26 protein-coding genes are annotated in these 25,212 nt (G+C 56.6%); 24 read left to right on the forward strand and 2 right to left on the reverse strand.

Going from position 1 to position 25,212, the window contains the following annotated elements:
* Positions 1 to 35 precede the first annotated feature (35 nt).
* The 19 genes from AB6729_RS02940 (at position 36) to AB6729_RS03030 (ending at position 16,738) form a co-directional block, all read left to right on the forward strand.
* Positions 36 to 716, forward strand: coding sequence for a hypothetical protein (locus tag AB6729_RS02940; RefSeq protein WP_371080059.1), 681 nt, complete (start codon positions 36 to 38; stop codon positions 714 to 716).
* Between the two features lie 34 nt (positions 717 to 750).
* Positions 751 to 1,524, forward strand: a complete 774-nt coding sequence (locus AB6729_RS02945) for a flagellar hook-basal body protein (protein WP_371080060.1) — start codon at positions 751 to 753, stop codon at positions 1,522 to 1,524.
* Between the two features lie 23 nt (positions 1,525 to 1,547).
* Entirely contained in the window at positions 1,548 to 2,336 is a 789-nt protein-coding gene (gene flgG / locus AB6729_RS02950; protein WP_371080061.1) for a flagellar basal-body rod protein FlgG, read from the forward strand.
* Positions 2,337 to 2,389: 53 nt separating this feature from the next.
* Positions 2,390 to 2,878 carry a hypothetical protein gene (locus AB6729_RS02955; RefSeq protein ID WP_371080062.1) on the forward strand — a complete coding sequence of 163 codons (489 nt, stop codon included), beginning with the start codon at positions 2,390 to 2,392 and terminating at the stop codon, positions 2,876 to 2,878.
* Positions 2,875 to 3,636 carry a flagellar basal body L-ring protein FlgH gene (locus tag AB6729_RS02960; protein WP_371080063.1) on the forward strand — a complete coding sequence of 254 codons (762 nt, stop codon included), beginning with the start codon at positions 2,875 to 2,877 and terminating at the stop codon, positions 3,634 to 3,636. Before AB6729_RS02955 ends, AB6729_RS02960 begins: the two co-directional genes overlap by 4 nt.
* Positions 3,637 to 3,691: 55 nt before the next feature.
* A complete protein-coding gene (locus AB6729_RS02965) occupies positions 3,692 to 4,771 on the forward strand; it encodes a flagellar basal body P-ring protein FlgI (RefSeq protein ID WP_371080064.1) in 1,080 nt (359 codons plus the stop codon).
* Positions 4,768 to 5,076: a hypothetical protein gene (locus AB6729_RS02970; protein WP_371080065.1), complete on the forward strand. Its 309-nt coding sequence runs from the start codon at positions 4,768 to 4,770 to the stop codon at positions 5,074 to 5,076. Before AB6729_RS02965 ends, AB6729_RS02970 begins: the two co-directional genes overlap by 4 nt.
* Positions 5,077 to 5,121: 45 nt before the next feature.
* Positions 5,122 to 5,424: a flagellar biosynthesis anti-sigma factor FlgM gene (gene flgM, locus AB6729_RS02975; RefSeq protein ID WP_371080066.1), complete on the forward strand. Its 303-nt coding sequence runs from the start codon at positions 5,122 to 5,124 to the stop codon at positions 5,422 to 5,424.
* Between the two features lie 2 nt (positions 5,425 to 5,426).
* Positions 5,427 to 5,660, forward strand: a complete 234-nt coding sequence (locus tag AB6729_RS02980) for a hypothetical protein (RefSeq protein WP_371080067.1) — start codon at positions 5,427 to 5,429, stop codon at positions 5,658 to 5,660.
* Positions 5,648 to 7,003, forward strand: coding sequence for a flagellar hook-associated protein FlgK (gene flgK / locus AB6729_RS02985; protein WP_371080068.1), 1,356 nt, complete (start codon positions 5,648 to 5,650; stop codon positions 7,001 to 7,003). The genes AB6729_RS02980 and flgK overlap by 13 nt, the downstream gene beginning before the upstream one ends.
* 23 nt (positions 7,004 to 7,026) lie before the next feature.
* Complete coding sequence (locus AB6729_RS02990) at positions 7,027 to 7,908, forward strand: flagellin (RefSeq protein ID WP_371080069.1); 882 nt, start codon at positions 7,027 to 7,029, stop codon at positions 7,906 to 7,908.
* A gap of 39 nt (positions 7,909 to 7,947) precedes the next feature.
* Positions 7,948 to 8,172: a hypothetical protein gene (locus tag AB6729_RS02995; RefSeq protein WP_371080070.1), complete on the forward strand. Its 225-nt coding sequence runs from the start codon at positions 7,948 to 7,950 to the stop codon at positions 8,170 to 8,172.
* 124 nt (positions 8,173 to 8,296) lie between these two features.
* Positions 8,297 to 9,370, forward strand: coding sequence for an endo-1,4-beta-xylanase (locus tag AB6729_RS03000; RefSeq protein ID WP_371080071.1), 1,074 nt, complete (start codon positions 8,297 to 8,299; stop codon positions 9,368 to 9,370).
* Between the two features lie 86 nt (positions 9,371 to 9,456).
* Positions 9,457 to 9,723, forward strand: a complete 267-nt coding sequence (gene rpsO / locus AB6729_RS03005) for a 30S ribosomal protein S15 (protein ID WP_047487890.1) — start codon at positions 9,457 to 9,459, stop codon at positions 9,721 to 9,723.
* Between the two features lie 290 nt (positions 9,724 to 10,013).
* Entirely contained in the window at positions 10,014 to 12,407 is a 2,394-nt protein-coding gene (pnp, locus tag AB6729_RS03010) for a polyribonucleotide nucleotidyltransferase (RefSeq protein WP_371080072.1), read from the forward strand.
* 147 nt (positions 12,408 to 12,554) lie between these two features.
* Entirely contained in the window at positions 12,555 to 14,306 is a 1,752-nt protein-coding gene (locus AB6729_RS03015; RefSeq protein WP_371080073.1) for a hypothetical protein, read from the forward strand.
* A 20-nt stretch (positions 14,307 to 14,326) separates the two neighbouring features.
* Positions 14,327 to 15,502, forward strand: coding sequence for a glycosyltransferase family 2 protein (locus AB6729_RS03020; protein ID WP_371080074.1), 1,176 nt, complete (start codon positions 14,327 to 14,329; stop codon positions 15,500 to 15,502).
* A gap of 51 nt (positions 15,503 to 15,553) precedes the next feature.
* Positions 15,554 to 15,964: a hypothetical protein gene (locus AB6729_RS03025; RefSeq protein ID WP_371080075.1), complete on the forward strand. Its 411-nt coding sequence runs from the start codon at positions 15,554 to 15,556 to the stop codon at positions 15,962 to 15,964.
* A 21-nt stretch (positions 15,965 to 15,985) separates the two neighbouring features.
* Positions 15,986 to 16,738 carry a dienelactone hydrolase family protein gene (locus tag AB6729_RS03030; protein WP_371080076.1) on the forward strand — a complete coding sequence of 251 codons (753 nt, stop codon included), beginning with the start codon at positions 15,986 to 15,988 and terminating at the stop codon, positions 16,736 to 16,738.
* A gap of 2 nt (positions 16,739 to 16,740) precedes the next feature.
* On the opposite strand, the gene AB6729_RS03035 is transcribed toward AB6729_RS03030, so the two are convergent.
* Positions 16,741 to 17,547, reverse strand: a complete 807-nt coding sequence (locus AB6729_RS03035; protein ID WP_371080077.1) for an ABC transporter ATP-binding protein — start codon at positions 17,545 to 17,547, stop codon at positions 16,741 to 16,743.
* 5 nt (positions 17,548 to 17,552) lie between these two features.
* Positions 17,553 to 18,332: an MlaE family ABC transporter permease gene (locus AB6729_RS03040; RefSeq protein WP_371080078.1), complete on the reverse strand. Its 780-nt coding sequence runs from the start codon at positions 18,330 to 18,332 to the stop codon at positions 17,553 to 17,555.
* A gap of 123 nt (positions 18,333 to 18,455) precedes the next feature.
* Between AB6729_RS03040 and AB6729_RS03045 the strand changes: the two genes are divergently transcribed.
* The 5 genes from AB6729_RS03045 (at position 18,456) to AB6729_RS03065 (ending at position 25,187) form a co-directional block, all read left to right on the forward strand.
* Positions 18,456 to 19,523, forward strand: coding sequence for a zinc-binding dehydrogenase (locus AB6729_RS03045; protein WP_371080079.1), 1,068 nt, complete (start codon positions 18,456 to 18,458; stop codon positions 19,521 to 19,523).
* Positions 19,520 to 20,470 (forward strand): squalene synthase HpnC, encoded by a 951-nt coding sequence (hpnC, locus tag AB6729_RS03050; protein WP_371080080.1) that lies wholly within the window; start codon positions 19,520 to 19,522, stop codon positions 20,468 to 20,470. Before AB6729_RS03045 ends, hpnC begins: the two co-directional genes overlap by 4 nt.
* Before the next feature lie 2 nt (positions 20,471 to 20,472).
* Positions 20,473 to 21,450: a phytoene/squalene synthase family protein gene (locus AB6729_RS03055; protein ID WP_371080081.1), complete on the forward strand. Its 978-nt coding sequence runs from the start codon at positions 20,473 to 20,475 to the stop codon at positions 21,448 to 21,450.
* Positions 21,447 to 22,826: a hydroxysqualene dehydroxylase HpnE gene (hpnE, locus tag AB6729_RS03060; RefSeq protein WP_371080082.1), complete on the forward strand. Its 1,380-nt coding sequence runs from the start codon at positions 21,447 to 21,449 to the stop codon at positions 22,824 to 22,826. The genes AB6729_RS03055 and hpnE overlap by 4 nt, the downstream gene beginning before the upstream one ends.
* 147 nt (positions 22,827 to 22,973) lie before the next feature.
* On the forward strand, positions 22,974 to 25,187 hold the full coding sequence (locus AB6729_RS03065; protein ID WP_371080083.1) for a DUF1800 domain-containing protein: 2,214 nt from the start codon (positions 22,974 to 22,976) through the stop codon (positions 25,185 to 25,187).
* Positions 25,188 to 25,212: the final 25 nt, after the last annotated feature.

Genomic DNA, 25,212 nt, shown 5'->3' on the forward strand with positions numbered 1-25,212 from the left:
CGTCATTTGTGCGTCGAGGCTTACCGAAGCACTCATTGCGGCAAGAACATCAGCACCGTGTTCCGTTGGGACTTCTGTTGTTGTCGCAGAGCGCTATTACGCAGGAACAACTACGATTTGCGCGTGACCATGCGGAATACACCGGCGAACGTATCGGGACAGTTCTTGTTCAACATTGCGGACTCTCAGAACAACGGCTGGTGCAAGGGCTTGCGGCCCAATGGGGTTGCACCGCCTGGGATATCAAGGGAAGTATTCCGGATGGCATGGCGTGTATCGCTCCGTATGCCGTATTGCGAGCGGCAGAGATGCTGCCTCTGCGTATGCATGCCGATGGAACGATCAGCGTAGCGTTTGCGGCTGCACCGGATGCACAGGCCGTGTTCGCCGTACGCAGGATTCATGATCGGCCGGTGGATGCGGGCATTGCTGCTGTAAGTGACTTTGCTTCCGCGGTGGATCACATCAAGAGGCAGGCCGCAGTTCCGGTGGTGGAGCTTTACTGTGAAGACGAAGCGGATCTGGTGCGGATACTCACGCGGACGATTCAGCGCCAGGCGCCTGTCGAAAGCCGGTGGGCCCGCGTGCGTGACATGGTGTGGGTTCGCATGTGGCTGGAGCTATCGGCGCTTGCCGGAGGCTTGCAGCAAACGGAAGATGTGATGGATTTTATCTTTCATCTTCCCGGCGGGAATGCGGATGCTGCGAAGCGTTAAATCGTTCTAAACTCAACGACGTTTTATTGGATGCGTGCGTGCATTGTCGTGGAGTATGGATAGCGGACTCTATGCGGCGTACACCGGACTGCTTGCACGAACGCAGGCCCTGGAAACTGCTGCTAATAATCTTGCGAATGCCAATACCAATGGGTTTCGCGCGCAGCAGGACTATTTCCGTGGTGTGTTGGCGGCTTATAGCCCTGAGGCAAAGAGCGATGGCTTAAGCAGCGCGGTGAATCAGTATTCCATGCTGGCAGGAAGCCGACTCAACCTGGCGCAGGGACAACTAACGACAACGGGAAACCCTCTGGATGTCGCGTTGAATGGCGATGGTTTTTTTCAGATCAAGACGGCGCATGGCACTCAGTTGACAAGGGACGGAGCGTTTCTGCGCGCGAGTGATGGAACGCTGACGACGCAGCAGGGGGAGCCTGTTCTGGATGCTGCTGGTGCACCGATTGTGTTACCCACGGGTGCGGTCCACATCGGCAGTGGTGGAGATATCTCCGTCAGCACGGCGGATGGCGTCAGCTCCATTGCCGGAAGTCTGGGGATCGTGAACTACAGTGCGGACGATCTGGCGGCAGTGGGTGGGAATCGTTTCACGGTGCGCGATGGTGCGAAAGCAACGGCTTCTAGTGCAGAGGTGCGTGAGGGGCAGCTTGAAGGTGCGAACGAGGATGCCGTGCAAGGAACGATGCAACTCATGTTGATCCAACGGCAGGCAGAGATGATGCAGAAGGCATTGAACGTCTTCCATAACGAGTTTGATAAGACCGCGGCTGAAGAGCTGGGTAAGGTTTAGCGCAATAGCAAAGAGGTGAGGCAATGATTCGTGCACTGTACACAGCTGCCAGTGGTATGAGCGCGCAGCAGGCAAACCTGGACACGGTTGCCAATAACCTGGCGAACTCGTCCACTACCGGATTTCGCCGGCGCAACCTTCAATTTGAAGATATGTACTACCAGAATCTGGTAACACCCGGTGCGGCACAGACCACAAGCACAACGCAGGCGGGTTTACAGATCGGACTTGGAACCCATGCCGTATCAACCGAAGTTATAAACACGCAGGGAGATTTCAATCAGACCGGCAATCAGCTTGACCTTGCGATTAGTGGTACTGGCTTCTTCCAGATAACCAGGCCGGATGGCACCACGGCATATACGCGCGATGGCAGCTTCCATCTGAATTCTTCCGGTCAGATGACGGATGCGAATGGCGAGCTTCTGTCTCCATCCATCACGATTCCGACGAATGCAACGAATGTCAGCATTTCGCAATATGGTGTGGTGACTGCGACGATTCCGGGGCAGACGACTGCGGCCACGCTTGGACAGATTCAGTTGGCGACATTCGCCAACCCGGGAGGTCTAAGTTCCGTTGGTGGCAACCTGCTTGTTGCCACGGGAGCTTCTGGGACTCCGATTGTCGACAACCCAGGAGGCACTACAGGATTGGGCACGTTGCAGCAGGGGTATCTGGAAGCAAGCAACGTGGATGTGGTGGAAGAGTTTGTGCAGATGGTGCTGGCACAACGTGCGTATGAGAGTAATTCGAAGGTGATCAAGACTGCGGATGATATGTATTCGCAGGTCAACAATATGGTGCGTTGATGCGGTTGCGGTGGGTTTTCTTTTTGATCTGTTGCTGGATACCCGCACCGCTGGTGGCTGAGTGTGCTGCTACGCCGGAGATGGCAGCGAAAGCTGCTTTGGGAGGACACGCAAGCGGCAGTGAAGGGAACGCGGGATATCGACTGGAAGAGGTTGAGGTGGATCCTGTGCTGCGGCGTGCATGGATGCGTGTGCGCCGTTGCGATATGCCGAATGCGCCTGCTGTGCTGGTCCCGATCTCGGCGCCTGTGAGAATGGCAGCTTCTATTACGCCTGACGCACAGCCGAAGGACGTTGCGATCGAGCGCCTTGCGCCTGAGGTCTCGCACCAGATCCTTGTTCAGGCAGGGCAGTCCGTACATGCTTTTTTTACTTCGCCGGTCATGCATATGGAGGTGGCGGCGCAGGCGCTGCAGCCCGGGAGCGCGGGACAAACCATCTCGCTTCTATTGAAGCGTCGTCCGGGTGCGCCTGCAGATGAGCCAGAGCACAGAATTCGTGGCATGGTGCGTGCAGATGGTTCCGTAGAGGTAACGCCGTGAACCCCGCGAATGTATCCATGCCCGTGTTGCAATATCGGTTTATTGCGATGAGTGCAGGCGTTCTGCTGCTGCTGGGCGCAGTTCTTATGCATGGGCAGGCGAAGCCGATTACTGCGGCCAATGCGACGCGTTCCGCAAAAGATCCGGCCGTTGGCTCATTGGATGAATATCTGCGAAAGGTGCACGCGGAATCGATGGCAAACCAGCCTGCGGCTGGCGCTATCTGGACAGAGGGAAGTCGTTTTTCTCGGCTTGCCGCAGATGTGCGTGCGCTGCAGACGCATGATCTGGTGCAGGTGGTGGTCTCAGAAGGTCTGCAGTCATCGACGGACGGAACGGTAAAGGGAAGCCGGTCGTCTTCTGCAAGTTCCGCAGTCTCGTCGCTTTTTCAAAAACTATCTGCTGCCTCGGCGGCGCAGAATTTAGTCAACATGAATGCGCAGTCTGCATTGAATGCGCAGGGACAGAGCGCGAACAACTCCTCCTTAACCACAGTGCTTGGTGGTGAAGTGGTGGAGGTACTGCCGAATGGGATGTTGTTGATTGAGGCAGCTCGCCAGGTGGAGTTCAGTCAGCAGACGCAGACAGTGGTATTGCGTGGGCTGGTGCGACCGGAGGATATCTCACAGGCGAATCGTGTTCTTTCCACTTCCATCAGCGACCTGACGTTGCAGGTGCGCGGTCACGGTATTGTCACAGATTACACACATCGGCCAAACGTCCTGGTGCGTCTGCTGCAGCGCGCACTCATTTTCTGAACCTATGACTTGCTCACGTACATTCCGAGTTATCGCAACATTCGCATTGCTGCTGATGATGCAGCGTTGCCTCCTTGCAGATCCCGTTCCCACTGCGGTGCAGCGGCAGGCACGCATTAAGGACATTGCATCCATTGAGGGGATCCGCGAAAACCAGCTTGTGGGTTATGGCATTGTCGTGGGCCTGAATGGGACGGGGGATAGTCAGCAGACGGCGTTCCCCGCACAGACACTGGCTGCGACTTTGTTGCGCATGGGGGTCAGTATCCCGGCGACTTCGATCCGCGTACAGAATATGGCGGCTGTCTTTATCTCGGCGTCGCTGCCACCATTTGCTCGATCGGGAACGCGGATTGACCTGACTGTTTCTTCTGCTGGTGACGCTCGCAGCCTGGAGGGCGGGCTTCTTTTGATGACACCGCTTTATGGCGCTGACGGCAAGATTTACGCAGAAGCACAGGGGCCGCTTGTGCTTGGTGGTTACTCCGTTTCTGCCAATGGAAACACTAAGTCGATGAATCACCCAACGACGGCACGTGTTCCGCAGGGAGGTTCGGTGGAACGCGGTGTTGCTCTGGAGATTGCGGGTAAAACAAGTTTCATGTTCCTGCTGCAGGATGCGGATTTTCGCAGTGCGGAGTCGGTTGCGTCTGCGATCAACAAAGAATTGGGCCGTACCGCGGCACATGCGATCAACAGTCGCAGCGTGGAGCTGCAGGTGAAATCTGGAGAAGATGTGCCTGAGCTGCTTTCACGCGTGGAAGCGATTGAGGTCGCACTGTATCCCAAAGCGAAGGTTGTGGTGAATGAACGCACCGGAACGGTGGTCATTGGAGGCAACGTGGTGTTGCAGCCGGCATCGATTCTGCATGGTGGTCTTGCAGTGAACATCGTGAGCGAATTTGAAGTGTCGCAGCCCAATTCGTTTTCGCAGGGACAGACGAAGGTGGTGCAGCAGACGCAGGTAGATGTGAAGGATAAGCCGGTGAATCGCATCGACCTGAAGGGTGGGTCCACCGTGGAGGACCTGGTGCGTAGCCTGCAGATGATCGGCGCGTCAGCGCGTGATGTAATTTCCATTCTCCAGGCGATGAAGTCAGCCGGAGCGATGGAAGCAGAGATCGAGGTGCTGTGATGATTTCACGGGGGTCGGTCGTCAATACACAAACAGACACTGCTTCGAATGCGATACGCCATACGAAGCTGGTGCATGCGGCACAGCAGTTTGAAGCAGTGATGATGGGCGAGTTAATGAAGCCGCTGGGGAGCGGTGCGGCCATCGGAGAGGATGCTGATGAAAGCTCGTCCAATCCTATGCAGAGCTATGGCGTGGAAGCGATGGCAGGGGCATTGGCGCGTTCTGGAGCGCTGGGCTTTGCGGACAAGATGGTGAAAGCCGTGGAATCGCACGAGCAGAAAAATGTTGCCACAACCACCTAAAGTTCTTTCGCAAGGAGCCGATATGCAGGAGAAAGGGGACTCGCAATGGCGCAGATGAATGGGATCGGAAGCAATGCACTGACGAACGGAGTGGTTGACCGGACGGACCGCACGCCACAAACGGATAAACCGTCCAGGTCAACCGCTGTGGATGCTACGAAAACACAGGCATCGCAGGATGTGGCCAGTTTCAGCGGCGCAGGCAGTGTGTTGGCTGTGGCATCTGCCAATACCGACGATGTACGTACGGATCGCGTGGCATCTCTGAAAGCGGCGGTCGATTCCGGCAACTATAACGTTCCTGCCGATGCTGTGGCGGATAAGCTCTTGAGTTCAATGTTGGAATAGGTATGCACACACTGATTCAGGCAGCATCACGCGCTCTTGTCCAACAGGATGCGGACGAGTTGGAACGTCTGGTAGAGGCTGCCCTGGCACAAAGCGTTCATCCATTGAGTCTGAACTTACGCGAGTTATCCAATGCTACGGATGTTCTTGCACGGCAGGTGCGTGTGGCGGAAGTGCATCTGGGGATCTCATCACAGCTACCCACGCAGAAAGAGCACAACCCATGGGCACTTTAATTGGTCTTCTGCATCTCAGCTCAAGCGCGCTGGCTGCAGACCAGGTGGCGCTTTCTGCGACTGCATCCAACATCAGCAATCAAAATACCGATGGTTACACGCGCCGTGTTGCCAGCTTTTCCAGCTCGGATATGGTGAATGTGAGCGGCATTTCGACCAGTTCTGGTGTGACTGCGACCGTGACCGCTCAGCGAGACCGTGTTCTGCAACGATCTTTGCAGCAGGCTACGGAAGCTTCGAGTGCCAGCAGCGCGCGCGCTACTGCGCTGGATAATGTACAGTCGCTGTTCACGATCGATAGCTCCGGTGCTGACGCATCCGGGATTGGTGCGGCGATCAGTGACTTCTTTAACAGCGTAACGTCGCTTGCATCGTCGGCTTCAGACACGAATGCTCGGCAGACTGCCTATACCGCTGCGCAGGCGCTGGTAACGACGATGAATCGGACGGCATCGCAACTGGCATCGCAGACGGCATCGCTCAATCAACAGATTGGTACGTCTGTGGATCAGGTCAACAGTCTTCTCAGCAATATTGCATCGTTGAACAAACAGATTCAGCAAACGGGCGGCCAGGATACGAGTGGCTTGCAGGATCAGCGCGACCAGGCGGTTCTCTCGCTTGCAAAGCTGGTGGATGTGAATACGGTCACGGCAACGGATGGCACGGTGAATCTTTCACTGTCAGACGGGACGCCCCTGTTGAACGGAACGCAAGCGATCAACCTGAGTACAGCTACGGTGAATGGCAACGTACACATTCTTTCCAATGGAAATGACGTTACCGGTTCGATTCTGTCGGGCAGTATCGGTGGTTTGCTGCAGGTTCGTGATCAGGATATTCCTGCCGTGCAGCAACAACTGGACACGGTCGTATCGGCGATTGCATCTGCGGTGAATACTCAGAACGCCAGCGGAACTGACGCAAGCGGGAATGCTGGAGGAGATATTTTCTCTGGCAATACTGCGGCAACACTGAAGCTGGCCATCAGCAGTGGCGATGGTATTGCCACATCTTCGGATGGGAGCAATGCCGCGGCGATTGGGGCAGTTGCATCGCAGGCAATTGTAGGATCGCTGACGGCGTCTGGAGCTTTCTCCTCAATGATCACATCGCTGGGGCAAACGGTATCCTCTGTCAGCACAACCAAATCCGCGAACGATGCCGTGCTGGCACAAACCTCGACGCAGGTGGCGAATGTGTCGGGTGTTTCGCTGGATACGGAAGCTGCCAATCTCACACAGTATCAGCGGGCGTATGAAGCGGCGGCGAAGGTTATGTCCATTGTGAATGAACTGATGGCACAGGCGATTAATCTCGGCCAGCAGACGACGGTGTCGTAATGCGGCCAGCAGGAGAATGACCCATGTTGAATAGCACCACATCATTGCAGCAGATGCTGTCATCCCTATCGAACCTGAGCGATCAACAGACTCGCATCTCGCAGGAGATGTCTTCTGGACTTCGTATCACGTCACTGGGAGATGATCCTGTAGCGTCGGGCCAGGCGGTAACGATGGCCGATACATTGCGGCAGGACGCAGCATTTCTGTCCACGGCCAACAGCGCTACCAATCGTATGCAGACTGCAGATACTGCTTTGGGGTCGGTTGTGTCGCAGCTAACATCCGCGATCAGTACCGCGACAGGCGCGTTGAGCGGCACTGGAAATGCAACAACGCGTGCCGTAGCTGCGCAATCGCTGGCTTCTATTCGCGACACGATAGTCTCACTTGCCAATAGCAGTTATGGCGGAGCTTATCTGTTCTCCGGATCTTCTACCGCAACTCCTTTTACGGAAGATGCTTCGGGAAATGTAACTTATACCGGAAATAACGACGCGACAAGTGTCGCACTGACATCGGGCGGCACGGTGAGCACCTCTCTTGCAGGGAGTAGTATTTTCACGGCATCCGGAGCGTCGGTCTTTGACGCTTTGAACAACATCATTACGGCATTGCAGAGCGGAACATCGACAGATCCAGCATCGCTTGTGGGCGGACTACGGGATGCGTTGAATAATGTCATTTCGCAACGTGCCACTTTGAACTCCGCGCAGAGCCGGCTTTCGGGCGAGAGTGATTACATCACTGCCCAGAAGACGAATCTCCTGGCACAGCAATCGTCGCTGTTGTCTGCCGATACGCCAACGCTCGCAACGGAGCTTTCGGCAGTGACCACGCAGCGCTCCGCGTTGCTGAGTACGATCGCGGTGGTGCAAAAGGGAAGCCTCTTCGACTATCTCTAACAGCGGCGTGATGCCGATATCCGGTACACTCGGCATGTGATGGGCGCGCTCAGTTTTCTATGGAACAGCACACGCGGTGCAAGACTGCGTCCGTGGCGCAGTCCTTACCTGCTATGGCGTATTGAGACCTATTCAGGCATGCATGCCGAGGAGATTGGTGCGAAGGATGTGATGCGCTTCCTCTGGCAGGAGAAGTGGCAGTTCCTGCGGTTTCTTCGCTGGACAGAAGAGATCCGCAAAGAGAGCAAAACCCCACATGCCTGAGGTGCGTTCCTTGAGCCGTAGAGAGTTGCTCCAGGGTGCAGTGGCCTCTGCCGCTATGGTTGCGGTGACTGGATGCGGCCCAAAGAGGACGACTGGCTCCAGGTATGGATTGCCAGGAGTGGACGTGAGCGGGGCTCACTCTTTGAAGGCACACGCGATGGATGCGCGTATGCTCTTTGGTTTCGCGGTGAATACGCAGAAGCTGCGCGATGATACGGCCTATCGCGCTCTTATAGAACAGCAGTGCAGCATCATCGTCGCGGAGAATGCGATGAAATGGCGTGCGCTACGCCCGGCTATCGACCAATTTTCCTTTGCAGATGCGGATGCACTGGTGGAATTTGCTGCCCGGCGTCACATCCGTCTGCGCGGCCATAACCTTTGTTGGCATGAGGCGCTGCCGGAGTGGTTCTCGAAACAGGTGACGCAGGTGAATGCGCGCCAGTTGCTGCGGGACCATATCCGCACCGTTGCCGGTCGTTATGCCGGGCGGATGCATTCCTGGGATGTTGTGAACGAGGCGATCGAGGTGAAGGATGGCCGTCCAGATGGTCTTCGCAACACTCCCTGGCTGCAACTCATCGGCACGGATTACATCGAAATGGCGTTTCGTGTGGCGCGAGACGCCGATCCGTCGGCGTTGTTGACCTATAACGAGTACGGGATTGAGCAGGAAACGCAGGAAGCCGCCAGGAAGCGGGCGGCGGTGTTGCTGATGCTGCGGCGGTTGAAGCAACGAAATGTGCCGTTGGACGCCGTTGGTATTCAGTCCCATTTGCAGGCGCAACCCTTGTATGGCTATGGGGCTGGTTTGCAGCGGTTTGTGCAGGATTGCCGTGAGATGGGGCTGGAAGTCTTTATTACGGAACTGGATGTGAACGACCGGACGCTGCCTGCCGATGTTGCAACGCGGGATATTGGCGTGGCCAATCGCTATCGCAGCTATCTGGATCTGCTGCTGCCGGAAAGAAATGTGACTGCTGTGCTGACATGGGGCGTTTCAGACGCGGGGACATGGCTCAACAACGGCAAGGACCGGGCGAGGGAAGACGGTTTACCCCAACGACCTCTGCTGTTTGACGGTCACCTGAAGGCGAAACCGGCATTTGCGGCAGTACGGGACGCTTTTGACACCCGGCGACCGACGGGTGCCTTGCAGGGTACTCCGCCGTCGCAGAAACCATTGCCAAAACTGTAGGTTGCCTTTGGCGAATCGTAATCCCGGTGGTATCCTGTTTCATAGACCAAATCGGCTTGATTGAATTTTAGGAGCACTACAAGACAGTGTTGGCAACAGTTAAAAAGAACGAGATCATCAGCAAGTATCGTGTGCACGATACCGATACCGGCAGCCCCGAAGTGCAGATCGCTATTCTGAGCGAGCGCATCGGTCAGTTGACCGAGCATTTCAAGACGCACAAGAAGGACCATGGTTCGCGCCGCGGCCTGCTGATGCTGGTATCCAAGCGCCGCAGCCTGCTGGATTACCTGAAGAAGAACGACTCCGACCGCTATCGCGAAGTGATCGCAAAGCTCGGCATCCGTAAGTAAATCTTCCTTCAAGTTATTCCGAGGGCCGCTTCTCGTGCATTCGTTTATCGGGAGCACCGTATCTGTTGTGCCGGGACGTTTTCGTCCCGGCCACACGCTCTTTCACAGGAGCGTGAACGGTTGAGCCTACTCTTCGGCACATCCTGTGTTCCGTTCCGGATGTCGTCCGGAACTACCCCCGCATCGTTATTTTCAAGAATTTCGCGCCACGCAGGCCAGTGTGCCGTGCGTGCGCATGCGCTTGTCTGCGCAAATCCATTTCCATACATCACAAAGAGAGAAAACCCGCTATGAAGCAGGAGATTATCGTTGAGCTTGCCGGTGGCAAGTCCATCAAATTTGAGACGGGCCGCATTGCCAAGCAGGCATCCGGCGCGGCTTTCGTAAGCAGCGGCGACACGGTTATTCTGGCAACGGCCGTTGGCGCTCCGGAGCCGAAGGAAGGCATCGACTTCTTTCCGCTAACCGTTGAATATCGTGAAACCAGCTATGCTGGTGGCCGCATCCCCGGTGGCTTCATCAAGCGCGAAGGACGCCCTTCTGAGAAGGAAATCCTCACCTCGCGCCAGATTGACCGCCCCATTCGTCCCTTGTTCGCAGAGACTTACCGCAACGAAACCCAGGTGGTTGCGTTCGTGTACTCCGCAGACAAGCAGAACGATCCAGATGCGATTGCGATCAATGGTGCATCGTGCGCCTTGGCGCTGTCGGATATTCCGTTCCTCGGCCCCATCGGTGCGGTTCGCATTGGTATTGTCGATGACCAGTTCATCGTGAACCCCACCTATGAGGAGCGTCAGAAGAGTCTTCTGAACATCATGGTGGCCGGTACGAAGGACGGCATCACGATGGTGGAGTCCGGCGCGAAGGAAGTGTCGGAAGACAAGGCTGTTGAGGCAATCGAGTTTGCGCATGAGCAGATCAAGCTGATCTGCGCTGCCATCAATGAACTGGTCGCGAAGGCTGGCAAGCCGAAGCGTGCCGTTGCAGAAGCCGAAGACCTTTCCGGCTACTACAACGAACTGAAGGGGCAGATCGGCGAAGAACTGGCCGACGCTCTGAACACGCAGAAATACGCCAAGACCGAGAGCTACAGCAAGATCGCTGAGATCAAGTCGCGCCTGAAGAAGGCTCTGCCTGAAGGCGATGCTGCCGCAGCCAAGCGCCTGGGCAAGGTCTACGAACTGCTTCGCGAAAACATCTTCCGCGATCAGGTTCTTAAGGACCGCATCCGTCCCGACCGTCGCGCATTCGATCAGGTTCGCGCTATCGACATCGAAGTGGGAGTTCTGCCGCGCACGCATGGTTCGGCTCTGTTCACCCGTGGTGAGACGCAGGCTCTGGTCACCGCAACGCTCGGCACCGGCGACGATGCACAGCGTCTGGAGACTTACGAAGGCGAACAGAAGCGTCGCTTCATGCTGCACTATAACTTCCCGCCGTATTCCGTTGGTGAAGTTGGACGTATGACCGGCACCGGTCGTCGCGAAATCGGCCACGGCGCGCTGGCGTCGCGTGCGATTGAGGCGGTTCTGCCGGACGAGAAGTCCTCGCCGTACACGCTGCGCGTGGTGTCGGACATCACGGAATCGAACGGTTCTTCCTCCATGGCTTCGGTCTGCGGCGCTTCGCTGTCGCTGATGCAGGCGGGCATTCCTCTGAAGGCTGCTGTGGCCGGTATCGCAATGGGCCTGGTAAAGGAAGGCGATGATTACGCCGTCCTGACTGACATTGCCGGTGCGGAAGACCACTATGGCGATATGGACTTCAAGGTAGCCGGAACGCGCGAGGGTATTACCGCGCTGCAGATGGATATCAAGATCATGGGCATTACCGCCCAGATCATGCGTGAGGCTCTGGCACAGGCCAAGGCTGCTCGCATCTTCCTGCTGGACAAGATGGATGCGGTGATCGCGTCGGCGTCGGAAGAGAAGTCGCGTTACGCTCCGCAGATCAAGACCCTGCAGATTCCGACGGACAAGATTCGTGACCTGATCGGACCTGGCGGTAAGGTGATCCGCGGCATTATCGAAGCCACGCAGGTGAAGATCGACGTGGACGACAGCGGTAAGGTTGATGTTTCGTCGAGCGATCCCGATGGTCTGGCACGCGCGATCCAGATGATTTCCGATCTGACTGCGGTTCCTGAGCCCGGTAAGACCTACCTGGGTAAGGTGGTTCGTCTGGCAGAGTTCGGCGCGTTCGTCGAAATCTTCCCCGGTACGGATGGCCTGCTCCACGTTTCGGAGATCGCAGAGCATCGTGTGAAGGACGTGAAGGACGAACTGCGCGAAGGCGATCAGATCCTGGTGAAGGTACTGGCGATTGAAGGCAACCGTATCAAGCTGAGCCGAAAGGCTGTTCTGAAGGAGCAGCGCGCGAAGCTTGGTCTGCCTGATCCGCAGGTAGAAGAGGGCAGTAGCGATCCTGCGCCGCGTGCTCCGCGTCCGGCAACTCCTGCTCCGACGGAGACCATCACGCTGGAAGGTGGCGATGACTACGACGAGGACGATGATCTGGACGATGAGGGCGAGGACGAAGGTGATGAGCCCGATGCCGCGAACCCGGATGCGCCGTCGCAGAATGCAGGCGACGCAGCTCAGGCACAGCGTCGTCGTCGCCGTCGTCGTGGCGGACGTCGTGCACCTGGTGCTGGTGGCAACAGCGGTGCTCCTCGCGCGTAACACTTGTTACTGGAATAAGAAGAAGACCGCGGCAAAAATGCCGCGGTCTTCTTCTTTTGACCTTGTCGCAACAGCCAGCGCCGCAGCATACGCTATCCTGAAGGTGCTTCCACTGTGCTCCCCCATCTCTTTGACCCTGGAAGGCGCGTGAACGCTTCAGCGATACGAAAAGTCCTTTGGATATACCTGCTGCTGCTGGTGCCGCTGGCATGGTTTTCTGCGCGGTATGATGCCTACGGCATCGATGGAGACGCCGTAGCCTATATGGATCTGGCCGATCTGATCCGCGGACACAACCTGCACGCGGCAGTGAATGGCTATTGGCACCCGCTATACCCGGCGTTTCTGGCTGCGGCGCAGGCGATATTCCATGTGAACCGCTGGAATGAACTGGGCGCGTATTACGCGGTGAATGTCCTTATCTTTTTTCTGGAAGTGGGCAGCATCCTACTTCTGGTGCATGGACTGGTGCGTCTGCGTAAACGGTTAGCACCCGCCGTGGAGAGCCTGCTCTCTGCCGAGCTGCTTTCCCTGTTTGGTCTTTCGCTGCTGGTGATTGCCACCACGCGTGAGCTCTCGTTGGGCAAAGTTCGAACGGACAGTCTTCTGCAGGCGTTGATACTTTCTGGTGTGGGGCTGTTGCTGGAAGCACTGGCTGCGGAGGGCAGCGCGGCATTCTTGTATGCAGGATTGATGGGGCTCACGCTGGGTTTTGCCTATCTGACCAAGTCATTTGCATTCTTACTGATGCTCTTGTGTGTCGCCGCGCTTGTGTCGTTTTCAGTGTTGGTGTGTAAACGGCGTATACCTGCGGTGCTTGTGCAAAGCATCGTTGCATTCGTCGCCTTTGGGGTTGTCGCTGGGCCTTATGTTGCAGCGCTTTCCCGTCAGCATCATCGATTTGATTTTGGCGACTCCGGCAGTTTGAACTACATCTGGTATGTCTCCGGCACAGAGAAGATGCATCTGCAGCAGCGGATGACGGACTCATTCGGGTCGGCGACGGTCGAGTTGAAGCATCCTGAGCAGGAATTGATGCGGACGCCGGGTGTCTATAGCTACACGCAGATGCAGCACGGAACGTATGCACCGTGGTTTGATCCGACCTACTGGAACGATCACATTACGGCGAAATTTTCGCTGTCCCGGCTGGTCTCGCGTGACGAGCGCAATGTAGTGCTCGTCTTCCGCTATCTGTTGAATCATCCGGAGCCGCTGCTGTTGCTCCTTGTTCTGTTGCTGACATGCGGCAGGCTCAATTGGCGTGGCCGTTACGCATGGCCTTCCGTGGGATTGGGCATTTTGATCTGGGCGATTTACGCTCTCGTGAATGTGGAAGAGCGTTACGTAACGGCGGGATATCTGCTGATTGTAATTGCGGTTTTCGCTGCATTTGAAAAGCGCAAACCGTATGAAAGCACTTTGCTGGTTTTGCCGTCTGCGGTATTGCTTCTGTTTGCTCTGTTGCCTTTGGGAGCGATGGCGCGCCAGGCGGCAGAAAGTCGGCGGCAGCTTTCTATCATGGGACAGGTGCCAGCGTGGCGTGACGCGCAGATCTTTGGTGCCGCAGAAGGATTGCAGAAGATGGGCCTGACGACCGGTGACAGCATTGCCTGTATTGGAACCATTGCCTGCGTCAATGACCACTACTGGGCGCGTGTGGCTGGCGTTCGTATCGTCGATGAAATATATGCGCCTGAAGCGAAGCATCTGGCCATGCAACTGGATGCGATGCCGAATCGACAGCAGGCATATGAAGCCCTTCGCACTCAGGGAGCGAAGGTAATCGTGGGGGCGTTTGACCCGGGAGAGATGAACAGCAACCATCCCGCCACAGAAGGGTGGCAACGGCTTGGTGAGACTAAGTATTACGCTCTCCGGTTAAGCCCGAAGTCTTAAGTCATGCCATGATGAATGCAATGAGCTCACAGGAAGCCGCACATACAGGTTCGTTGGAACTCACAGTTGTTATGCCCTGCCTGAACGAGGCAGAAACACTTGCCGTTTGCGTAGACAAAGCGATAGCGGCACTGCGCGAGAACAACATCGCAGGGGAAGTGGTGGTTGCGGACAACGGTTCCACCGACGGTTCGCAGCAGATTGCCACAGACCACGGCGCACGGGTAGTGAACGTACCTATCCGTGGTTACGGAGCTGCATTAAACGCGGGCATTCTCGCCGCGCAAGGCAAGTATGTGTTGATGGCGGATGCGGACGACAGCTACAACTTCGCGCATATTCCGCGGTTCCTGGAACAACTTCGCAATGGCGCAGATCTGGTTATGGGCAATCGCTTCGCCGGTGGAATTGGGCCGGGAGCGATGCCGCCGCTGCATAAATATCTTGGCAATCCGGTCCTGAGCTGGATGGGACGCACGCTGTTCCACACACCCGTTGGCGACTTCCATTGTGGCATCCGTGCCTTCAGTAAGAACGCCTATGAGTCTCTCGCGCTGCGCACCACGGGCATGGAGTTTGCCAGCGAGATGGTGGTGAAGGCGTCGCTGCAGAAACAGAAGATTGTCGAAGTGCCGACGACGTTGCAGAAGGATGGCCGCAGCCGTCCTCCGCATCTGAAAACGTGGCGTGACGGATGGCGTCACTTCCGCTTTCTCCTGTTGTATTCGCCGCGTTGGCTCTTCCTGTTTCCTGGTCTCACGCTGATGCTTGGCGGTTTTGGGTTGATGGCATGGCTGCTGCCTGCGGAGCGTCCGCTGGGACATGTCAACCTGGGCGTGGATACGCTGGCCTATGCGGCTGCGGCTGTGTTGTTAGGCTTCCAACTTGTCTTCTTTGGTGTTGCGGCGAAAGTGTTTGCCATCACCGAGGGACTTCTGCCGGAAGACGAAAGCTTTGACCGTTGGTTTCGGTACATCACGCTGGAAACCGGCCTGATTGCAGGCGTATTGCTACTGCTGGTGGGTGTCGGAATTGCCATCTCTTCGGTTGTCGGATGGGCGCATACGGGCTATGGCCCACTACCTCCGGTAGAGATGATGCGTCGCACGCTGCCTGCCATGTTGTGCCTGATGTTGGGAACGCAGGTTTGTTTCGGTAGCTTCTTCCTTAGCCTTCTGGGTCTGCGTCGCCGGTAAACGGCGAACGCGAGCCTTGCACAAGCCTGTTTTATTTACACTAGGCCGCAGATGGCAGCTTCGATGTACATCGTCGTTGAGGGAGACGATCCCGGCTTCGATACGTTTGTGAACGGTCGCGCACTGGCGCGTAACGAAGATCCGCTGGAACGTCTGGCGATCCACCTGGGCGTGCGTCCTCTCATTGATTTCTTTTCCGCGGATGACAACGCCATGGCGCTGTTGCTTGAAGAAGGCGCTGGCGATCCTGAGTTACAGGGAAGGCTGCTTCCACCGCAGTGGTTCAGCGGATACGAAGGATTGGCCACGGTGTCGCCCATGCTGCAGGCATTGAAAGAAGATCCTGCGCTGATCGGCAGCGAGGGTGAGTTCATTCGCGAAGAGCTGGAGGAGTATGAAACAGTTCTTCGCAAAGCTGCGGACCGCGGAGTGCGCTGGCATCTTGCGGTGAGTTTTCGCTGAGACAGAAATGGAGATGGAACTGTGATCCTTGCACCGCACGAATATGTAACCCTTGAAACTCCTTATGGCCCCATGCGCACGCATATCGTGCGTCCGGCAGCTCCTGGCAAGTATCCGGGACTGGTGTTTTATTCGGAGATATTTCAGGTTACCGAGCCCATCCGTCGCACGGCTGCGTTGCTTGCAGGGCACGGCTATGTCGTTGCCATGCCAGAGGTTTACCATGAGTTTCTGCCCGTGGGTGAAGTGCTGGCATACGATCAGGCCGGCAGCGACGTGGGCAACAAGCACAAGTATGAAAAGGAACTGGCCAGCTATGACGCGGATACGCGCGCGGTGCTGGATCACCTGAAATCGCGCGAGGATTGCACAGGCGAGCTTGGCGCCATTGGCATCTGTCTTGGTGGTCATCTGTCGTTCCGCGCTGCCTTTGAGCCAGACGTGCGTGCCACGGTTTGCTTCTATGGCACGGACATCCACAAAGGTTCGCTGGGCAAGGGGCAGAACGATGATTCGTTAGCCCGTGCTGCAGAGATCAAAGGTGAGTTGCTGATGATCTGGGGGCGACAGGACCCGCACATTCCGTTGGAAGGACGTCGTACGATCCTTGCGCGTTTGGATGAGTTGAACCTTCGCTTTGCATGGCATGAAGTAAACGGAGCACATGCGTTCATGCGCGATGAAGGCGCCCGCTACGATCCAGCACTTGCACTGCACCTGTATCGCGAGACACTGGACTTTTTTGCGCGACGACTGGGACAGGGAGACCGATAGGGTTACGAGAGGAAGTTCTGCAACCACGGGTCTTCGCTGTGAGTCAGCTCCAGCGTGGACCCGTCGAAGACGACTCGCCCTTCGTTCAAGACCAGGAATTTTGTGTTCTGATCCACACCGCCATCCGGGATGAGTTGTGCGGACTTTGTCGCGCTATCCCAATGATGCGTGGCCAGGAAGAACGCGTCCTGCAGGCGGTGCGTAATCATCAGGGAGGCAGTGTGGGATTCATCACGCTGCTTCAGGACCAACTCCACAATCGTCGTGGATGTAATGGGGTCCAGGCCGCCCGTGGGCGAATCGTAAAGGATCAAGTCAGGCTTGGTGATCAACGCACGCGCGATGGAGACGCGACGCCGCATACCGCCGGAAAGCTCTGATGGAAACTTGTTGATGGCCTGGCTGAGTTCCACGAACTCCAGTGACTCTTCCACTCGCTTATGCGCTTCTGCCGGGTCAACACCCTCTTCGTTCAGGCGATAGGCCACGTTGTCTTCCACGTTCATGGAATCAAACAGGGCAGACTCCTGGAAGACCATGCCCACGCGACGCCGCATCTTGAAGAGTTCCTGCTGCGTCATGGTGGTGATCTCCTGGCCGAAGATGCGGATGCTGCCGCTGTCCGGTGGAATCAGTCCATTGATGATCTTCAGCAGAACGCTTTTGCCGCCGCCCGCGGGCCCCAGCAGGATACAGGTTTCGCCGCTGTACAGCGTGAAGCTGACATCGTCGAGAACGTGATTGTTATCGAAGGCGATGCTGACGTTTCGAACCTCGAGCACCGGTTCTTTGGTTTTTTCTTCTGGCATCGCGATCACCGCCCGAAAATGCCGATGGTCAGGCGGCTGATGAGAAAGTCCACCACGATGATCAACACAGAGGACACCACGACGGCCTGGGTGGTGGCTTTGCCCACACCCTGGGTCCCACCCTTGGTGCTCATGCCGAAGTAGCAGCCCACCGTGGCAATAATGAACCCAAAGAAGACAGGCTTGGTCATGCCCTGGACCACATCCCCGTAGTTCAGAGCGCGGTAACTGGTGCGCCAGTAGGAGTGTCCGTTCAGCCCCAGCATAAAGACGCCGACAAGACCGCCGCCCAGCATACCTACCGCGTCCGAAATGACCGTAAGCCAGAAGAGCATGAAGACCGTTGCAGAGACGCGTGGCGCGACGAGTTTGCGGATGGGGTCGACGCCGAGGGCACGCATGGCGTCGAGTTGCTCCGTCACCTTCATGGAACCAAGCTCGCTGGCCATACCCGAGGCGTTACGGCCCGAGACCATCAGGCCGGTCAGCACAGGGCCAAGCTCCTTCACCATGGAGAGCGCAACGAGTGTGCCGGTCATGGAGACGGCGCCGAACTCCTTCAGGGAAGACACAGACTGCAGGGCGAGAACGCATCCGGTGAAAAAGCCCGACAGAATCACGATGGGCAACGATCCGATGCCGATGGAATCCATCTGCGTGAAGATGTCGGAAAAGTAGATGGGACGCGAAAAGAGAGAGGCGATGGAGCGACCGCAGAGCAGGGAATACTCCTGCACGGACCACAGCTTGTCTTTTGTAAATTCGGTTGGCGAAACAAACTTCATCCGTGGTCGCTGGCCTGTCCTTAAAAGTTTTGGAAGTCCCGGTCAAGGTATCAGATGCGAAGAAGGGATCATCCGTTTCGGATCGTCTGCCCAACACTGCAACAGGTGAGAAAATAGTAACGAATGGCAAAGACGATGCAAGCCGTAGTTCTCCATGGCAGGGAAGACCTGAGGCTGGAGACGGTTTCTGTTCCAGAAATTGGTCCCGGAGAGCTTTTGGTTCGCGCTGGCGCGGCCTTGACCTGTGGGACAGACCTGAAGGTGTTCCGCCGCGGATACCACGCGAAAATGCTGGTCCCTCCCACGCTCTTCGGGCATGAAATTGCCGGAACCATCGTGGCTATGGGTGAGGGAGTTGCCGGTTTTCAGCCCGGTGATCGTGTTGTGGCGTCGAATTCGGCTCCTTGTGGCGTTTGCCTGTTCTGCCGTCGCGATCAGCCGAACCTGTGCAGCGATTTGATGTTTAATAACGGCGCCTATGCCGAATATATCCGTATTCCGGCGCGCATCGTGGAGAAGAATACACTGCACATCCCGGACGGAGTTCCGTTTGAGCAAGCTGCTCTGATGGAGCCATTGGCGTGTGTGGTCCTGGGGTTGGAGCAATGTTTCCCCAAGCCGGGTGACACTCTGGTGGTTATCGGAGCCGGTCCGATTGGACTCATGTTCATCCGCACGGCGCACATTAGCGGGTGCCGTGTGATTGCCGTGGTGAAGCGTGATGACCAGGTTGCCAGCGCGAGGAGATTTGGCGCGGATGAAGTGGTTCAGATTGCGGATGGCGTCGATACCGTTGCGGCTGTGCGTGCTCTGACGCCTGAAAATGAAGGCGCGGACATTGTGGTGGAATGTGTTGCCACACCGGCCACGTGGGAGCAGTCCGTCGACATGGTGCGTAAGGGCGGCACGGTGAATTTCTTCGGCGGCCCACCAAGCGGTACGGTCGTGGCGCTGGATACCAATCGGCTGCACTACGGCGACATCACTCTGAAGGCCACGTTCCATCACACACCGGCCACGAATCGCCGTGCTTTTGAACTCATCACCAGCGGACGCATGCATGCGGAAGATTTCATTACTGCCACCGCATCGTTGAGTGATGTACCGGATGTTTTCGCGAAGATGCTGGTACGCAGCGGCAACCGCATGCTCGACATCAAGACGGCCATCCTGCCCGGGAGCGCGGCATGACGTCCGTGGCAGAGCAGCGGCTGGAAGGCGCTCCAGTGGAATTACTGGAGCCAGCCACGCGTCCCACGCTGGAGGAGGCGCAGGCATGGTGCAAGGCGCTGGCTGAATCGCATTACGAAAACTTCCATGTAGCCACGGCATTCCTGTCGAAGCCGTTGCGTTCACACTTTCATGCGGTGTATGCCTTCTGCCGCGTGTCGGATGATCTGGGGGATGAAGTCGCGGACACGGCAACAGCCACGCGCCTGTTGTCTACGTGGCGCCAGATGTTGGATGAGTGCTACGACGCGCCGGAATTGTCGCGGCATCCTGTCTTTGTTGCTTTGCGGCCAACGATCGTGGCTTGCGATTTGCCGAAGCAACCATTTACCGATCTCATTGCAGCGTTTGAGCTAGACCAGGTGAAGACGCGTTTTGCTACGTTGCGCGAGGACGAAGAATACTCCGTGTATTCGGCAAATCCGGTTGGCTCGTTGGTGCTGTATCTGTGCGGCTATCGTGATCCTGCGCTTCATGCGTTGAGCCATAAGACATGCACGGCACTGCAGCTTGCAAACTTCTGGCAGGATGTGGGCGAAGACCTGCACGAACGCGACCGTATCTATCTGCCGCAGGATCGGATGGAGAAGTTTGGCGTGACGGAAGCGGACCTTCGCAGCGGACGCGAGACGGCTGGCTATCGCACGATGTTGCAGGAACTATGCGCAGAGACGCGCGTGATGTTGCTGGAAGGCGCACCGTTGATTGATCGCGTGGACCGCGAACTTGCGGCGACGCTGCGGCTCTTTACGCAGGGCGGCCTTGCCATCCTGGATGCAATTGCAGCCATTGGGTACAACACGCTGAGTCAGCGCCCTGAAGTCAGCAAGAGTGCAAAGTTAAAGCTGCTGTTTGGCGCCGGACTGAGTAAGCTTGGTGTGCATCGTGGATCGCGGGGTCTCCGTTGAAGATGCGTCGCACAGTGCAACTCGAAGCCGCGTATGCGGAGTGCTGCGCCATTGCCAAGCGCGAAGCCAAGAATTTTTACTATGGCTTCCTCGCGTTGCCAAAACACAAGCGCGAAGCCATGTGCGCCGTGTATGCGTTTATGCGTCGTGCAGATGACATCAGCGACGATGAAAGTTTCACGCTCGAAACGCGCCGCATGCAAATGGCTGGATGGCTGGCTTCCTGGAACGGGTTTCGCCGCGCGGCGTTTCATGATGAGTCGCCCGTGCTGCCGGAAGATAAGCGTGATCATGCTGTCTTTCTTGCGGTTGCGGACGTGCAGCAGAGTTTCGGCGTGTCGGACAATCTGTTGGAACAGCTTATCGTTGGCACCACGATGGACCTGAAGGTGGAGCCGCCGCAGGGTGTTCGCCGCATACAGTTGGAGAGCCGCACGGTAGATGTTTACGAGACGATGCAGGCGCTGGAAGGCTATTGCTACCTTGTGGCGTCTGTCGTGGGGCTTACGACGATCCGTATCTTCGGCTACTGCGATCACGTTGCGGAAGAGTATGCAGAGAAGATTGGGCTTGCGTTTCAACTGACGAATATTCTGCGCGATGTGAAGGAAGATGCAGAACGTGGCCGTGTCTATCTTCCGGAAGACCTGCTCGCAAAGCATCAATTAACAGCACAGGATGTTCTGGCAGCGTCTGCAAGCGGCTCAATGCGTCCGGAGTTGCGCACATTGCTTGCGGAAGTTGCCACTCGCGCAGAGAAATACTACGCTGCTGCGGAGGATTTGATCCCGCTGCTCGACCGCGATAGCCGGCCCGCGATGCGCGTTCTCATTACGATCTATCACCTGTTGCTGAAGGAGATCGTTGCACGCAACTATGACGTGCTGCAGCAGCGTGTGAGCGTCTCTACAGGACGCAAGTTGCGTGTGCTGGCGGGCGGCATGGTGCGTGCACTGCTGGCTCGCGGAGGAACGGCGTGAGCGTTCCGTCGTTTGACGTTATCGTTGTCGGTGCAGGTCTGGCTGGTCTTGCTGCAGCGTCGTCGTTGTCCGCGGCAGGTGCATCGGTACTCATACTGGAGCGCAAGCCCTTCGTCGGCGGTCGTGCATATTCCTATGAACATCCTGTTCTGCACGAAGAGATTGATTGCCAGCACGTGCTGCTGGGATGCTGCACAAACCTGATTGATTTATGTGCGAAGTCGGGTGTAGCGGATCGTATCCGCTGGTATGACGAACTGACGTTTCTGCAGCCGGGAAATGCGCCGCGCACACGCCTGAAACCCGGCGGTATGCCTGCGCCGTTTCATACTTCGTTTGATTTCCTGCGCGCACCCATGCTGGCCATGAAGGACAAGGTTGCGGTTGCGCGCGGATTGATGGAGTTTCTGCGTGGCTATCCGCAGGATGACAGCGAAAGCTTTGCCACATGGTTAAAGCGCACCGGACAAACAGAAGGCGCGATCAAGCATCTGTGGGAACCGGTGATCGTTGGTGCGTTAAACGATAGTTTTGAAAACTGTTCTACGAAGTACGCCGGGCAGGTCTTTCACGAATCATTTTTGAAATCTGCAGAAGGTGGACGTCTGGGGATTCCGACTCTGCCGCTGTCGCAGTTTTACGGCTACGTAGCTGAACAATGTGTGCGGCAGGGTGCGGAGCTTCGTCTATCGCAGTCGGTAACAGCGCTGCGCAGGAATGAAGACGCGTGGCGGGTGAGTACGTCTGAAGGCGATTTTGTTGCGCATAACGTAATTCTGGCGACGAATTTTCATCAGACAGCAAGCCTGTTACCACAGGCGAATGACGCATTTCAGCACTTCAAGAACGCACCCATCACAACGGTTCATCTGTGGTTTGATCGTCAGATTACAGAGCTGGATCATGCTGTGTTGCTGGATACCGGCATCCAGTGGCTCTTTCACAAATCGCGCATCCGCCGCTGGACCGTAGAGCGCGGAAGCTATTGCGAACTGGTGATCTCCGCATCATTTGAGCAGCTTCACCAGACGCGCGAGGCTATCTTCTCCAACGCATTGCGCGAACTCGCCATGTTCTTCCCCGCGGTGAACGAAGCGAAGTTGGTAAAGAGCGGCATCCTGAAGGAAGCGCGCGCCACGTTCTCCGTTACACCGGGGCTTGACGTACATCGTCCGAAGCAGGATACGGGGCTGCCCGGCCTGTTCATTGCGGGTGACTGGACTGCTACAGGATGGCCTTCCACTATGGAAGGCGCGGTACGCAGCGGACGTCTTGCGGCAGAGGCATTGAGTGTTTCTGCTGGTCAGAACATGCGTTTTCTTGCCCAGGAGCCACAGGCATCTGGACTGATGCAGTGGATTGCCACTCGCCGTTAAACCGCAGAACATATTCGTCTTAACGAAAAATTGCCGGCGAACATGCGCCAGGACTCACAAAGTTTTACCTTCCGCGCAACAATCTCAAGAACACGCGTGTCAGTAGGGATGTAGCGAGCCTGCGTGCTTGCCGGAGGTTGTTGCCCGATGCGTGCCTCGAATGCTTTTCGTGCCGGTCTTTCTGCGGTTCTCTGTGGCACCCTGGCGGCACCGGCTATGCCCGCCGCGCCGCGAGTCAATCCTGTGCGACCGCTGGATCGGAACGCACGTGCGGAGTTGATGCTGCAACGCTTCACCTTCGGTCCTACGGCATCGGATCTTCAAAGCATTCGCAGCGTCGGTATTGAGACATGGTTCCAGCAGCAGTTGAATCCAGAGAACATTCCCGACTCGAGTTTTGAAACGCGCATGGACGTCTATCCCGCGTTGCGCATGACACAGGCAGAGCGACTGCAGCGCTATCCGGAACCAGCGACGGTTCGTGTGTTGGCACGCAGCGGGAAATTGCCTGCCGATCCGGAGTTGCGCGCTATTGTCAGCGATCAGGTGGAGTTCTACCAGATGGTGCAGGACAATAAAGCCGCCAAGGCGCAGCCTGCTGGCAACAACATGGCTGCTCCCATGATGAACGGCGCAGCAGAAAAGCCTACTGCGCAGACAGCAGCGCAGGTGCAAGCGCAGGCCGCAGTTGTCAATCTGGAACAGACCACACCCGCGATGGAAAAGCCGCAGGTGGATGCCATTCTCGCCCTCTCCCCGAATGACCGTTACGTGCAACTCCTGCACATGCCTCCTGCAGAACTGATTGCGCTGCGCAAAGGCGCACGTGGCCCTCTGGAAGCGAAGCTTGTCGATGGCATGTCTCCTTTGCAGAAGGAAACGCTTCTGGCTCTTTCCGGCACCAACCGCATGATCAACGCGGAAACACAGGGCGCGCGGCTGTTACGTGATATCTATTCGCAACGACAACTGGAAGCCGTGATGACAGATTTCTGGCTGAATCACTTCAACATTTTCAGTGGCAAAGACGGCCAGGAGCCTTCACTGATTCCGCAATATGAGCAAACGATCCGCGACCACGCACTGGGACATTTTGAAGACCTTCTGGTGGCCACGGCGCAGAGTCCAGCCATGCTTCGTTATCTGGATAACGCCACCAGTACCGGCCCGAATTCGCTGGCAGCACAGCGTGAAAGACGCAACCCAAAGAACAAATCGAATTCAGGATTGAATGAGAATTACGGGCGCGAGCTCATGGAGCTACACACGCTTGGTGTGAATGGGGGATACACACAGAAAGACGTCACCGAAGTGGCAAAAGTGTTCACGGGATGGACACTGGAACGCCCTTACGACGGTGGTGATTACTCCTTCAATCCCAATCGCCATGAGCCGGGAAGCAAGACGGTATTGGGCAAAACGATTAAGTCTGGTGGCGAAGATGAAGGCCGTGAAGTACTGCACATGCTGGCCACCAGCCCTGCGACAGCTCACTTCATCAGTACCGAGCTTGCACAGCGATTTGTAAGTGACGCACCGCCGAAGGCGATGGTAGATCGCATGGCACAAACGTTTCTCAAATCGAACGGCGATATCAAAGCGGTGCTGCTGGCGATGGTGCATTCTCAGGAGTTCTTCACCACAGCGACCGTGAATGCAAAGTTGAAGACGCCGCTGGAATACGTCACCAGTGCAGTACGTGCAAGCGGCGCAGAGGTGACAAATCCATTGCCACTGGTGCAATCGCTACAGCAGCTTGGTATGCCTTTGTATGGATGCATGCCACCGACTGGTTACAAGTGGGATGAAGAGACATGGTTAAGTTCTTCGGCGCTGATCAATCGCATGAACTTTTCGCTGACGCTGGCAACAAATCGCGTTGGCGGTGTGAGTGTGGATTGGACGCCGGTGATCGCAGATTCGAATGCAGCAACCACGCATCCTGTGGCGATGACTTCAACTGCATTGTCTAATCCGGAGGCGATGCGTAAGGAATCGTTGCTGGAGGCGAAGCTCTTTGAGGTTCCGGTTAGTGCGCAGACACGCTCTGCCGTTATTTCGCAAGGCAATGACAATGTAGCAGCGCAGGCTTCGCAGCAGTTCTCTCAGACGAACAACGGTCGAGTGCTAACGCCGGCTGAGAGAGATGCGCAGCAGCAGGACAAGTTGGACGAGATGATGATGGGCCACCGCAACGGAATGCCGCCACCCACGAAAGCAGCAGGCGCAGTGAAGGGGCAGGCGGTTGTGCAGCGCGGTCTGGGTGCAACACCAGCAAAGATGGGACCGCCACCTGCGGATAAACAGGCTGCGGCAATGGCAGGACTCCTGCTTGGTGCGCCGGAGTTTCAACGGCGGTAACGAAGCAACAGTAAGGCGAGAGGTA

This window comes from Terriglobus sp. RCC_193, assembly GCF_041355105.1.
Classification (GTDB): Bacteria; Acidobacteriota; Terriglobia; order Terriglobales; family Acidobacteriaceae; genus Terriglobus.